Here is a 12,094-nt window from a genome sequence, read left to right as displayed (position 1 = left end):
CGGCCGGTCAGTCGGTGGTCCGCTCGGCCGGCGTCGGGCGGACGTGGACGGTCCACTTCTCCTCGATGCGCCCGAACTTCCACACCGCGAGGGCGACGACCCAGGTGACGAAGAACAGGCCGACGATGGCGAAGCCGATGAGGTTGAGGTCCAGGCCGCTGATCCAGTCCCAGAAGGCGCCGTGCAGCCCGAGCTTGTCGGCGAGCAGGCCGAGGAGTTCGACGGTGCCGATGATCAGGGCGACCGCGACGGACAGGCCGGTGATGGTGAGGTTGTAGTAGACCTTGCGGACCGGCTTGGAGAAGGCCCAGCCGTAGGCGAAGTTCATGAACGAGCCGTCGATGGTGTCCAGCAGGCTCATCCCGGCCGCGAACAGCACCGGCAGGCAGAGGATGGCGTACCAGGGCAGGCCGGAGGCGGCGCCGGAGCCGGCCAGGACCAGCAGTGCGATCTCGGTGGCGGTGTCGAAGCCGAGCCCGAAGAGCATGCCGAGCGGGTACATCTGCCAGGGCTTGGTGATCGACTTCATCACGCGGCCCAGGATCCGGTTCATCAGCCCCCGGTTGTTGAGCTGCTCCTCCAGCGCCGCCTCGTCGAAGTCGCCGGACCGCATCCGCCGGAAGACCCCCCAGAGGCCGACGAGGATCACGATGTTGATCCCGGCGATGAGGTAGAGGAAGACGCCCGAGACGGTGGTGCCGATCAGCCCGGTCACCGCGTGCAGTTGGGAGTTGTCGTCCTGGAGCGGTCCGGCGAGCGCCTTGACGCCGAGCGACAGCAGGAAGGCCAGCCCGAAGACGATGCTGGAGTGCCCCAGCGAGAACCAGAAGCCGACCGAGAGCGGGCGCTGCCCCTCGTTCATCAGCTTCCGGGTGGTGTTGTCGATGGCGGCGATGTGGTCGGCGTCGAAGGCGTGCCGCATGCCGAGGGTGTACGCGGTCACGCCGATGCCGATGCCGAAGCTCTTGGTGCCCAGGCTGTAGTGTTCCGGGGCCACGATCGCCACCAGGGTGAACCAGCCGATCACGTGCAGCGCGAGGATGAACCCGGCCATACCGGCCATCCGTCCCCACTCGGCGCGGGTCATCGACCGCGCGATCCGCTGCCGGCACGACGGCGGGGGTGCCTGGCCGGCCAGGGTCGGGGAGGGGGACGTCGCCATGCCTGATACTGCTTTCTGCCGTTTTGCCCCGGCCTCTACCGGGACACCCTCCCCACATTCCCGCCAGTCGGTTTTAGTTGCAACCAATGTGCAGTAAAGCCCGGAGTCGAGGCGGCGGCCGGAGCGAGCAGGACCGGGAGCAGGCGCAGACGCGCGAGCGGGGCCCGGCGGGCGCCTGATCCAGGTGCGCGGCGACGGTCGGGCGGTCAGCGCTGACGGTCATGGTCGCCCGTCATTCCCTGATGGCCGTCCGCCATCCCCTGACGGTCGCCCGCCATCTCCCGTTGGCCGGTGGCGCCGGGCCCGTGGTGTGCGCGCCCGGTGTGGCCCACGTGCTGGACGACGGGTGCGTCCGGGGCCACGGGGCCGACCGTCTCCCCCAGTCCGTAGGCGATGCCGAACGTCGCGGCGAGCGCGGCGGCGAAGATCCCGACCTTCAGTCCGGCGTGCATGACGTAGTCCCTCCTCATGGACCGCCGGCGGCGGTGCGGTCGTTCAATTCGCCCACACCATACCCCCGAGGGGTATGCAGTCAACCCGCCCGAACCCTTGCGGTGAATACGGGAGGGGGGTATACATGGAGCCATGCCGGGCCGATACCCCCACGGGGTATCCATCGCGGCGGCGGGGGTTCCGCCCCGACCGCCGCCCCGGCCCCGGCATCTTCCCTTTCCGTGAGCTGCGAGGAGCAGACATGACCACCACCACTCCCGGCGCCGCCGAGGTCGAGCTCGCCATCGGCGGCATGACCTGCGCCTCCTGTGCCGCCCGGATCGAGAAGAAGCTCAACCGCATGGACGGCGTCGAGGCGACCGTCAACTACGCCACCGAGAAGGCGAAGGTGACCTTCCGGGACGAGGTCTCCGTCCAGGACCTGATCGCCACGGTGGAGGCCACCGGATACACCGCGCACGAGCCGGCGCCGGTCGCCCCCATCGCGAGCGACGCGACGGACGGCGCCGACGACGGGGGCGGCGGGGAGGCGGACCCACTGCGGCCGCTACAGCAGCGGCTGATCACGGCGGTGGCGCTGGCCGTTCCGGTGATCGTCCTGGCCATGGTGCCGGCGTTGCAGTTCACGTACTGGCAGTGGCTGTCGCTGACCCTGACCGCGCCGGTCGTCACCTACGCGGCCTGGCCGTTCCACCGCGCCGCGTGGACCAACGCCCGGCACGGCGCGGCCACCATGGACACCCTGATCTCGGTGGGCACCTCGGCCGCGTTCCTCTGGTCGCTGTGGGCGCTGTTCTTCGGGACGGCGGGCACCCCCGGCATGACCCACGCGTTCGAGCTGACCATCGCCCGCACCGACGGCGCGGGCAACATCTATCTGGAGGCGGCCGCGGGCGTCACCGCCTTCATCCTGGCCGGGCGGTACTTCGAGGCGCGCTCCAAGCGCAAGGCGGGCGCGGCCCTGAAGGCGCTGATGGAGCTGGGCGCGAAGGACGTCACGGTGCTGCGCGGCGGCCGCGAAGTGACCGTTCCGATCGGGCAGTTGAGCGTCGGGGACCGGTTCCTGGTCCGGCCGGGCGAGAAGATCGCGACGGACGGCACGGTGGTGGACGGCGCGTCCGCCGTGGACGCCTCGATGCTGACCGGTGAGTCGGTGCCGGTGGAGGTCGCGCCCGGCGACACCGTCACCGGCGCCACCCTCAACGTCGGCGGCCGGCTGGTCGTCGAGGCCACCCGGGTCGGCGCGGACACCCAACTCGCCCGGATGGCGCGCCTGGTGGAGGACGCGCAGAACGGCAAGGCGGCCGCGCAGCGGCTGGCCGACAGGATCTCCGCGGTCTTCGTCCCGGTCGTGATCGCCCTGGCGCTGGCCACCCTCGGCTTCTGGATCGGCAGCGGCGCCGGACTGACCGCCGCCTTCACCGCCGCGGTCGCGGTGCTGATCATCGCCTGCCCGTGCGCGCTGGGGCTCGCCACGCCCACCGCGCTGATGGTCGGCACCGGCCGCGGCGCCCAGCTCGGCATCCTCATCAAGGGGCCGGAGGTCCTGGAGTCCACCCGCAAGGTCGACACCATCGTCCTGGACAAGACCGGCACGGTGACCACCGGACGGATGACGCTGCTGGCCACGCACACCGCGGACGGCACCGACAAGGCCGAAGTGCTGCGGCTGGCCGGCGCGTTGGAGCACGCCTCGGAGCACCCGATCGCCCAGGCCGTGGCGGCGGGCGCGAGCGCCGAGGTGGGCACCCTGCCGGTGCCGGAGGACTTCGCCAACCTCGCGGGGCTGGGCGTACAGGGGATCGTCGACGGGCACGCCGTGCTGGTCGGCCGGGAGCGGCTGCTCGCCGAGTGGGCGATCACCCTCCCCGAGGAACTGGCGCAGGCCAAGGCCGCTGCCGAGGCGGCCGGGCGGACCGCGATCACGGTGGCCTGGGACGGTGCGGCCAGGGCGGTGCTGGAGGTGGCCGACGCGGTCAAGGAGACCAGCCCGGAGGCGATCCGGCGGCTGCGCGGGCTCGGGCTGACGCCGGTGCTGCTGACCGGTGACAACGCGGCGGTGGCCCGCTCGGTGGCGGCCGAGGTGGGCATCGACCCGGAGCAGGTGATCGCCGAGGTGCTGCCGCAGGACAAGGTCGATGTCGTCAAGCGCCTTCAGCAGGAGGGCCGTTCGGTCGCGATGGTCGGGGACGGGGTCAACGACGCGGCGGCGCTGGCCCAGGCGGACCTGGGCCTGGCGATGGGCACCGGCACCGACGCGGCCATCGAGGCCGGCGACCTGACCCTGGTCCGCGGTGACCTGCGGGCCGCGGCGGACGCCATCCGGCTCTCCCGCCGCACCCTGGGCACCATCAAGTCCAACCTCTTCTGGGCCTTCGCCTACAACGTCGCGGCCCTGCCGCTGGCCGCCTCCGGTCTGCTCAATCCGATGATCGCGGGTGCGGCGATGGCCTTCTCCTCGGTCTTCGTCGTCGGCAACAGCCTGCGGCTGCGCGGCTTCCAGGCGGCGGACCGCTGATCCCCCAACGACCGACACGGAGGCCGCGAGGGCCGGTCACCGGCCCCGACCTCCGTCACCACCACCAGCCGCCGCGGCCCGTCCGGTACGGGCCGCGGCGGCTTGTCGTGCCTGGGTCTGCCGGGCCGAACGTCACGTCGTGTAGTCCGCGTTGACCCGGACGTACCCGGCGGACAGATCGCAGCCGAACACCGTCGCCCGGCCGTCCCCCAGTCCGAGGCCGATGGCGATCTCCACCTCGCTGCGCCGCATGGCGGCACCGAGCCGCGCCAGGACGTCCTCGGTCGGCTCGGCCGGATAGACCTCGGTGTCGCCGTACGCGACGGTGACGCGGTCCGGCACGATGTCGCGGTCCTCGGTGTTCTTGCCGATGGCCATCAGGACCCGCCCCCAGTTGGGGTCCGCTGCACCGGCGGGAGCTCCTACCGCCGGTGCACCCGTCCACATCGCGGTCGAGTGCGCTACTGCCTCAACTCCCCCTGGGAGCACCCCTCGTCGGGACCGTCTCCGGCGCACGCCGGCGGCATCCACCCCCGGTCGGAGCGCCGCGTGCCCGGCTCCGGGGCGCCCCCGGCCGCGTCGTGCCGCTCCCGCTGCGCCTGCGCGACGAGCCCGTCCACCTCGTCCGCGGACAGGGCGACGGCTTCGACCGTGGCCTGGAGCCGGTAGGAGGCGCCGGAGACGAAGCGGTGCCCCGAGGGCCAAGTGCGGTGTCGCGGGCGGGTGTTGCCCGTGTCGCCGGTCCCCGAGAAGGCTGCTCCGGCATCGGCGTCGAAGCAGGTCAAGGCGCCGGAGAGCGAGTCGCCGCCGAAGCGGAAGGTCGTCCGATCGCTGGTGCACGAGCCGGCGTTCCGCCCGTCGATGGTGACGGTCGCGTGCAGGACGGCGGTGACGGTGCCATCGGTGTGGCGGTCCCGGGCCGCGGGGTCGAGCGTCCCGGTGAACCGCTCGGTGACGTAGCAGCCGTCGGGGCCGCAGCCCAAGTCGCCCGCGTCGTTCAGGGAGAAGGCGACGCCACCGTCGACGGCGTCGGCCAGTCGCCCGGCCGCCGTTTCGAGGGTGGCGTACATCGCGTCGGCCTGGCCGCCGGAGAGCGGGGTCAGGTCCATTCCGGCGGAGTCGCCGTCCTTCAGGGGGCCGATGGTGATCTTCGGGGGCGCCGGGGGCGGTGTGCCGTGTTTCGGGTGCGGGGTGGAGTGGGGGGAGGGGGTGGGGGCGTACGGCTCAAGGCGAAGTACCCGGTAGGGCTTGGCCTTTGAGACCAGCAGGCTGCCGGCGGGGGTGTCGGCTCGTAGCGCGGGCACCCCGCCCACGGACTCGGGCTTGCTTTTGGGGTCGTTCGGGTCGGGAAGCTCGCGGAGGGTGTCCAGGGCGCGCCGGAGTTGCGCCGCCAGGGCGCCCGGGGGCTGGAAGCGGTCGAGTCGGTGGAGGGTGGCGGCATCCCCGGGGGCGCCGATGGTCCACCGGTCGGGGTGCCGGCCGTCCGGCGGGGTGCCGGTCGGGTTCCCCTCGCCGGGAGGCGGTTGCCGTCGGGTGTAGGTCCTGCCGTCGATCCTGAGGACGTCTTGGGGGAGGTCCGCCGCCATCGCGTCCTTGGGCGGGTGGGCCTTGGGCGGGCGGTTCTTGTTGCCGGCGCTGAGGGTGCCCGTGAGCATTCCGGACGGGGAGACCCTGACGTCGCGACGCTCCGCGGTGCTGGTCGAGGTGTCCTGGTAGCGCAGGCCGCGCGCCCGGGCGAGGTCGTCCAACGCCTGGAGGAAGGGCGAGCGGTCTCCGCTCCGCTGCGGTGCCGTCGCGGTCTCCCGGGCGTCCGTGCCGAAGAAGACGATCAGGAAGCCGAGCACGCCCAGCAGCGCGGTCGCGGCGAGGAGCACCTTCCGCACCGGGCTCGGCAGCATCGGGCCGACGGGTACCGCGCCATGGTCTCCGCTCCCCGGTGGGGGTGCGGGCGGAAGCGTGCATGTCGACCGGCCGTCAATGCCGTCGCCGTGGCCCTGTTGCCAGGCGGAGGGGGACGGGCGGGCGGGTGGCGGCGCGGGCGTGGTGGTCGACGGTTCCGGAGACTCAACGCCCCATGTGGGAGCGTCCGTTGCGACGGATCGCGGGGAGGACGGCCGCGCCGCCCGCTCCGGCGGCGGGGGCGGTGGCCCCAAGGGCGGCGGCACCGCGCGGGGGGTCTCCCGCCAGGTGGGCAGCTCCGATGCGTCGGATCCGGTCTTCCCGTGATGGTCGGCCATGCTGACTCCCCCGAGTCGCTTCCGTCAGTCCTCGCCCTTTGGGAAGATACGGCAGTAAGGAGAGCGCTCATAGAGAGCAACTTCCTTGCCACAGAAGTGAATTGAGCGCATAACAGAGACGGGGGAGACGGATCTGTATGGCTGAGACGAGGGGTGTACTGCTGCCGGCCTACGTACTGGCCGACGAGTCGGGGTCGATGGGCCCGCACCGGCAGGAGCTGTCCAACGGGCTGATCTCGCTGTGCGAGGGGCTCCGGGCCGAGCCGATGATCGCGGCGAAGCTGCGGCTGGCCGTGCTGGGCTTCTCCGACGACGTACAGGTCCGCCTCGCGGTGGCGGACATGCGGACGGAGACCAGCCTGCCCAAGGTCGTCATCCGCGGACTGACCAACTACACGGCGGTCTTCGACGACCTGCTGGACCGCATCCCGTCCGATGTGCAGTGGCTGCGCGGCGAGGGGTACAAGGTCCACCGCCCGGTGGTGTTCTTCCTCAGTGACGGGCAGCCGACCGACGGCGGAGCCTGGCGGGGCCCGCACGCCAGGCTGACCGACAAGTCCCAGACGCCGACCGCGCCCAACATCGTCGCCTGCGGCATCGGTGACGCGCAGGCCGCCACCATGGTGGAGGTGGCGACGCGCCCGGAGTTCGCCTTCGTGGCCAAGCCCGGGACGGACATCGGCCAGGCGGTCGCCGAGTTCTTCCATGCGCTGACCGCGAGCCTGGTGGCCTCGGGGCAGGCGCTGAACTCCGGCAGTCCGCAGCTGGTGATCAACCGCCCGGACCAGTTCACCATGGCCATCGACGAGGTCGGGTGATGACCTCTCCGGCCGGTGAGGGGTCCGCGACGGCGCACCGTACCGGACGGGGCCAGGCACCGGCCGCATCCGAGCCCCCGCCCTGGCAACGCATCACGGTGGGCGAACCGGGCCCCGAGTTCGAGGCCCGGCCACCGGGCCAGTACGCCTTCGAGTTCCCCGACACCGAATGCGACGGCTGGTCGACTCCCCTCTTCACCCTGCGGTTTGCCACGGTGCGAGGGGCCAAGCACCGCTACTACCGGCAGCCGCGCCAGGACGCCGCACGCGCCGCGGCCCACGAGGCCACCGGCGGCGTCGTCTTCGCCGTCGCGGACGGCGTCTCCAGCGCCTCGCACTCCGAGTTCGGCGCCGTGGAGGCGTGCCGGGCCTCCCTGGAGCGCATCCTCCACCTGGTGTCCGCGCACGAGGGCCGGCTGGATTCCGGGGACGTGGCCCGGCACGCCGCCGAGCGGCTGCGCGAGTTGACGAAGTGGCGGCTGAGCGGCCGCGAGCCCGAGGCGGGCGAGGTGGCGGCCCTCCACGCGACGACGCTGGTGGCCGGCGTCGTGCGGCCCGATCCCGGCGGCCCGGTGGTCGACGTCTTCCGCATCGGGGACTCGTGCGCCTGGATCCTGGACCTGACCGACGGGCGGTATCGCGAGCTGTTCGGCTCCAAGACCGGCTCGGACGCCCTCCTGGTGTCGAACGAGGTCACGCCGCTGCCGCACGTCCCCGACCCGCCGGAGCACCGCCGCGTCCGCCTGGCCGCCCATCAGGCGCTGCTGGTCGGCACCGACGGCTTCGGGGACCCGCTCGGCGACGGGGACGGCCAGGTCGGCGCGCTCGTCGCCCGCCACCTCGCGGTGCCGCCCGCTCCGGCCTGGCTCGCGCATCTGCTGGACTTCTCCCGGGAGACCTTCGACGACGACCGGACCTTGCTGGTCCTCTGGCCGCACGCCACGGCGGCCCCGCGGTGACCGCGGAGCCCGTCCCCGCCGTCGACCACGCCGCCCTCACCCTGGGACGCCAACTCGGACAGGGCGGCCAGGGCACGGTGTACGAGGTGCCCAACAAGAAGATCAACGGGGCGCAGGGCGGCGGCTGGGACGTCGTCTACAAGGAGTACCGCGCCGAGGTGCTGCCCGAGCTCGACGCCGCCGCGCTCGCCGCGCATGTGGCCCTGCTCGGCGAACTGAGCGCCGCGGAAGGCCGCTGGCTGTGCGACAAGGCCGCCTGGCCCGCCGCCGTCGTCGAACGCGACGGCCACGCCTGCGGGTTCCTCATGCGCGCCGTCCCCGACCGCTTCCACTTCACCCTGCGGAGCCTCCAGGGCGGCTCCGGCATCCGCCGCCCGGCGAACCTGGAGTACCTCCTCAACGACGACGGCTACGTCGCCGGGATCGGTCTGACCGTCAGCGAACGGGACCGGCTCCTACTGCTGGCCGATCTGGCGGCCGCGCTGGCCCGCTTCCACCGCATCGGCATCACCGTCGGCGATCTCTCCCCCAAGAACCTGCTGTTCACCACCGATCCCGAGCCCGCGTGCTTCCTCATCGACAGCGACGCCATGGGCCTGCGGGGCGGCACCGTACTGCCCCAGGCCGAAACGCCCGACTGGCAGGTCCCCACGGGCGAGGCGAAGGCCACCCGGGCCGGTGACGTCTACAAGCTCGCCCTGCTCGCCGTCCGGCTCTTCGCCCGCGACCAGACCGCCACCGACCCCGCCGCGCTGCGCGCGCTCAGCCCGGGACTGGGCGACCTGGCCCGCGCCAGTCAGCACCCGGAACCGGCCCAGCGGCCGACGCCGTCCCAGTGGGCCGAACAGCTCACCACGGCCGCCGCCACCGCGTCGACCGCCCCGCCCAAGCCACCTCCCGGCCGGCCCAAGCCCAAACGCCCGACCCCGCCGCCCCGTACGCGTGCGGCGCACCCGCCCGGCGCCGGCACGGCGCCCCCCGGCGGAACCCCGCCGCTCCGGGCGGCAGCCGCCGCCGTCCTCACCGTCCTGGCGGCCGCGCTCATCCTGCTTCTCATCGTCCTCGTCCCGCACGACGACAGCTCGACCGGCGCCGGCTCCTCCGCCACCGACACCGCTTCCGCCACCGAAACCGACACCGACACCGCGTCCCCCTCCGACACCGAGACCACCCCCTACACCGAGACCACCACCGAATCGCCGACCCCCTACGAACCGCCTTCCCCCTCCTACTCCCCCGAGTCCGATCCGACCACCGCCCCGGTCTCGCTGCCGCCCCCGCCACCACCCCGGCCCAACTACTACGGCGCCATCGCCGTGGGCAGCGACGGCAGCATCGGGAAGGCCTGGGACTACAACTCCGCCAGCGGCGCCGGCCAGGCCGCTCTGAGCAGATGCTCCAGCAGCTCCGGCTGCAAGGTCCTCACGGTGTTCGTCAACGGCTGCGGCTCCGTCGCCTACAACTCCACCACCCGCCGGTACTGGGGCGGCCGCGGCGCCACGGCAACCGAAGCCGAGTCCAACGCCATCTCCCATGCGGGCGGCGGGCGTTGGATCACCTGGGTGTGCACCGCGCACTACTGACCCACCGCCCGGGGCCGCCCACCGGCACCGCCCCGGGCATCGAGGTGCACCGCTTGTTCCTCACAAGATCGGAGACCCGCGAAGCGACGGCACAGCCCCGCCCGGCCTCGCCACGTCAGCCCCAGGGCGGGCGGCCGCCGGCGATCCAGCGGGCCAGGCCGCGCCCGTCGATCAGGCGGAGCGGTGCGGGGAGCGAGGCGTTGGCGGTCTCGGCGTCGCGGGTGAAACGGGAGGTCGTGACGATCACGGCGGCGTCGCAGTGGTGGAAGTCGGCGTACGTCCCGTTCGCCGTGTAGATCGCGGGGGCGCCGACCCGGTTGCGTTCGCCGTACCGCTTGCACTGGACGGCGATGCGGCGACCGTCGTGCAGGACGACGAGGACGTCCAGCCCGCGGTCGTTGGCGCCGCCGGAGACCGTGGCGGAGCGGACGCCGGGGTCCCGGCGCGCGAGATCGGCGATGGCGTGCTCGAACTGGGTGCCGGTCATGTGCTGGTAGGCGGCGAGGCTGTGCGTGACGTCCTGACGGGTGCCGTCGGCGCCGGGGAAGCGGAGGCGGCCGGTTCGGGCGAGGAGGACCAGGACGGCGACGACGACGGCGAGGAAGCCGAGCACGCCGGTGCCGACGGGGTACTCGCGGGCGAACGACACCACCGCGGCCAAGACCAGTACGGCGAGGGCGAATCGGGTGAGCCCCTGCTCGCGCGCCCGTCGTCGCGCGGCCTGACCGCGGGGCCGGCGGACGGGCCGACGACCCGGGCGACGGGTCGGTCGACGAGCGGTGGTGCGTCGCCGCCGGGCGGGTGTGGCCATGCAGAGTCCTCCCGTTGTCACACGGGCGACCGTCGACCCTGACACCGTCCGTCCGTCACCGGTACCGCCCCGGCACGATGACCACGGCCGCCCCCGACCCTCCTGTCTAGCCCGAACCGGGCGGTGTCGTACCGCAGTTGCCGGGGGTTGGCGCAAAACCTGCCGCCGACCTGGCCGGTCAGTCGGTGAACGTGACGCGGAAGACGGGGTGCTTCGGCGCGATGCGACCCAGCTCGTCGTCGGAGGAGTCCGGGCCGACGCCGTCGAAGAAGGCGCCGACCTGGGACTTCCAGCGCTTGAGGTAGGCGCGCAGCAGGACGGGCTTCTCCTCGTCGGGCACGTCGGTGGCGGTGAACGGCCTGGTGGCCCTGCCCAGGCGGAGTTCGCCGCCGCCGGCGGCGCGCAGGTTGTGGGTCCACTGGACGTGGCCGCGGGGCGCGACGAGGTAGTGCCGGCCGTTCACGGTGAGCAGGTTCACCGGCGTGCGCCGCCACTCCCCGCTCTTGCGGCCGCGAACGGCCAGTTCCTGGGAGCCGAAGAGGCTGATCCCCCGCCGGTTGAACGAGGCGACGAGCCGGTTGAACACGTTGACGGTGAACCAGCCCGGCTTGATGACGTGATCGACGACGTGCGCGCCCATGGGGACCCTCCGAGGGGATGGAACAGATGGGAGCGAGTGGAACGTGAGCAGTGCTCTCTATGTAGAGCAGTGTGCATGCCGTGGAGAGATAAAGCAAGAGTAGTGCTCTCGGTGTGAGTCACTGCTCTGATTGCTGGCAGACTGGCCCCATGAGCGCGATCGAGGGAGCGCGTGCACGCGCGCGCAGGGAAGTCACCGCGGCCATCAAGGACGAGGCCCGCCGTCAGCTCGCCACCGAGGGGGCGGCCAAGCTGTCGCTGCGCGCCGTGGCCCGCGAACTCGGCATGGTCTCCTCCGCGCTGTACCGGTACTTCCCCAGCCGTGACGACCTGCTCACCGCGTTGATCATCGACGCCTACGACGCCGTCGGCGAGGCCGCCGAACGGGCCCTCGACGGGGCCGGCGACGCACCGCTCGCCCGGTGGACCGCGGTCTGCCGCGCCGTCCGCGGCTGGGCGCTCGGGCATCCGCACGAGTACGCGCTGATCTACGGCTCACCCGTGCCCGGTTATGCCGCGCCCCAGGACACCACCGGTCCGGCGTCCCGCGTCGCCCTCACGCTGATCCGCGTGATCGAGGACGCGCACGCGGCCGGCGCCGTCCCCGCCCCGGACGGCCCGTTGCCCCCGCGGGAGGTGCTCGACGACGCCGAGCGGCTGCGCGAGACCCTCGGGGTGCACCTGCCCGCCCCCGTCCTGGTGGCGGCGGCCGCCGCCTGGGCCCAACTCTTCGGCCTGGTGAGCTTCGAGCTCTTCGGTCAGTTCAACAACGTCGTCGACGCGCGTGACGCCTTCTTCGAGCGCGCCGTCATCCGGCTCGCCCGGGACACCGGTCTCGCCGAGGGCGAGGCGTAGGGCGGGCGGTGCCGTGAGCCCGGCGCGCGGCGCATCGCCGCGCGCGGCCGGTCGGCGCC

Annotated in this window: 11 protein-coding genes; 5 read left to right on the top strand and 6 right to left on the bottom strand. The window is 72.8% G+C overall.

What is annotated here, in order from left to right:
* Window positions 1-7: 7 nt before the first annotated feature.
* Both ACIQE0_RS00710 and ACIQE0_RS00705 read right to left on the bottom strand, forming a co-directional pair.
* Window positions 8-1,162 carry a HoxN/HupN/NixA family nickel/cobalt transporter gene (locus ACIQE0_RS00710; RefSeq protein ID WP_402328032.1) on the bottom strand — a complete coding sequence of 385 codons (1,155 nt, stop codon included), beginning with the start codon at window positions 1,160-1,162 and terminating at the stop codon, window positions 8-10.
* Window positions 1,163-1,368: 206 nt separating this feature from the next.
* Window positions 1,369-1,614 (bottom strand): hypothetical protein, encoded by a 246-nt coding sequence (locus tag ACIQE0_RS00705; RefSeq protein ID WP_402328030.1) that lies wholly within the window; start codon window positions 1,612-1,614, stop codon window positions 1,369-1,371.
* Window positions 1,615-1,856: 242 nt separating this feature from the next.
* Here ACIQE0_RS00705 and ACIQE0_RS00700 point away from each other — a divergent pair, with 242 nt between their 5' ends.
* Window positions 1,857-4,133, top strand: coding sequence for a heavy metal translocating P-type ATPase (locus ACIQE0_RS00700; protein WP_402328028.1), 2,277 nt, complete (start codon window positions 1,857-1,859; stop codon window positions 4,131-4,133).
* A gap of 132 nt (window positions 4,134-4,265) precedes the next feature.
* On the opposite strand, the gene ACIQE0_RS00695 is transcribed toward ACIQE0_RS00700, so the two are convergent.
* The gene (locus tag ACIQE0_RS00695) at window positions 4,266-4,580 is read right to left on the bottom strand and encodes a bifunctional ornithine acetyltransferase/N-acetylglutamate synthase (protein WP_402328027.1); all 315 of its coding nucleotides are present in this window, start codon (window positions 4,578-4,580) and stop codon (window positions 4,266-4,268) included.
* A 14-nt stretch (window positions 4,581-4,594) separates the two neighbouring features.
* Window positions 4,595-6,031, bottom strand: coding sequence for a hypothetical protein (locus ACIQE0_RS00690; RefSeq protein WP_402328025.1), 1,437 nt, complete (start codon window positions 6,029-6,031; stop codon window positions 4,595-4,597).
* A 476-nt stretch (window positions 6,032-6,507) separates the two neighbouring features.
* On the opposite strand from ACIQE0_RS00690, the gene ACIQE0_RS00685 reads away from it, so the two are divergent.
* The 3 genes from ACIQE0_RS00685 to ACIQE0_RS00675 are packed head-to-tail and all read left to right on the top strand — an operon-like array spanning window position 6,508 to window position 9,730.
* Window positions 6,508-7,188, top strand: coding sequence for a hypothetical protein (locus tag ACIQE0_RS00685; protein WP_366330093.1), 681 nt, complete (start codon window positions 6,508-6,510; stop codon window positions 7,186-7,188).
* Window positions 7,188-8,147 (top strand): protein phosphatase 2C domain-containing protein, encoded by a 960-nt coding sequence (locus ACIQE0_RS00680; protein WP_402328023.1) that lies wholly within the window; start codon window positions 7,188-7,190, stop codon window positions 8,145-8,147. The genes ACIQE0_RS00685 and ACIQE0_RS00680 overlap by 1 nt, the downstream gene beginning before the upstream one ends.
* Window positions 8,144-9,730 (top strand): DUF4189 domain-containing protein, encoded by a 1,587-nt coding sequence (locus ACIQE0_RS00675; RefSeq protein WP_402328022.1) that lies wholly within the window; start codon window positions 8,144-8,146, stop codon window positions 9,728-9,730. Before ACIQE0_RS00680 ends, ACIQE0_RS00675 begins: the two co-directional genes overlap by 4 nt.
* Before the next feature lie 115 nt (window positions 9,731-9,845).
* On the opposite strand, the gene ACIQE0_RS00670 is transcribed toward ACIQE0_RS00675, so the two are convergent.
* On the bottom strand, window positions 9,846-10,541 hold the full coding sequence (locus tag ACIQE0_RS00670) for a restriction endonuclease (RefSeq protein WP_366330096.1): 696 nt from the start codon (window positions 10,539-10,541) through the stop codon (window positions 9,846-9,848).
* Between the two features lie 178 nt (window positions 10,542-10,719).
* Window positions 10,720-11,181: a nitroreductase family deazaflavin-dependent oxidoreductase gene (locus tag ACIQE0_RS00665; protein ID WP_402328020.1), complete on the bottom strand. Its 462-nt coding sequence runs from the start codon at window positions 11,179-11,181 to the stop codon at window positions 10,720-10,722.
* A gap of 149 nt (window positions 11,182-11,330) precedes the next feature.
* On the opposite strand from ACIQE0_RS00665, the gene ACIQE0_RS00660 reads away from it, so the two are divergent.
* Complete coding sequence (locus ACIQE0_RS00660; protein WP_366330098.1) at window positions 11,331-12,035, top strand: TetR/AcrR family transcriptional regulator; 705 nt, start codon at window positions 11,331-11,333, stop codon at window positions 12,033-12,035.
* The last annotated feature ends 59 nt before the right edge of the window (window positions 12,036-12,094 follow it).

Origin of the sequence: Streptomyces sp. NPDC093097, from assembly GCF_044754325.1 — a bacterium.
Classification (GTDB): domain Bacteria; phylum Actinomycetota; class Actinomycetes; order Streptomycetales; family Streptomycetaceae; genus Streptomyces.
Note: the sequence above shows the minus strand (reverse complement) of the source record. Positions and strands in the feature narration are given on the sequence as shown.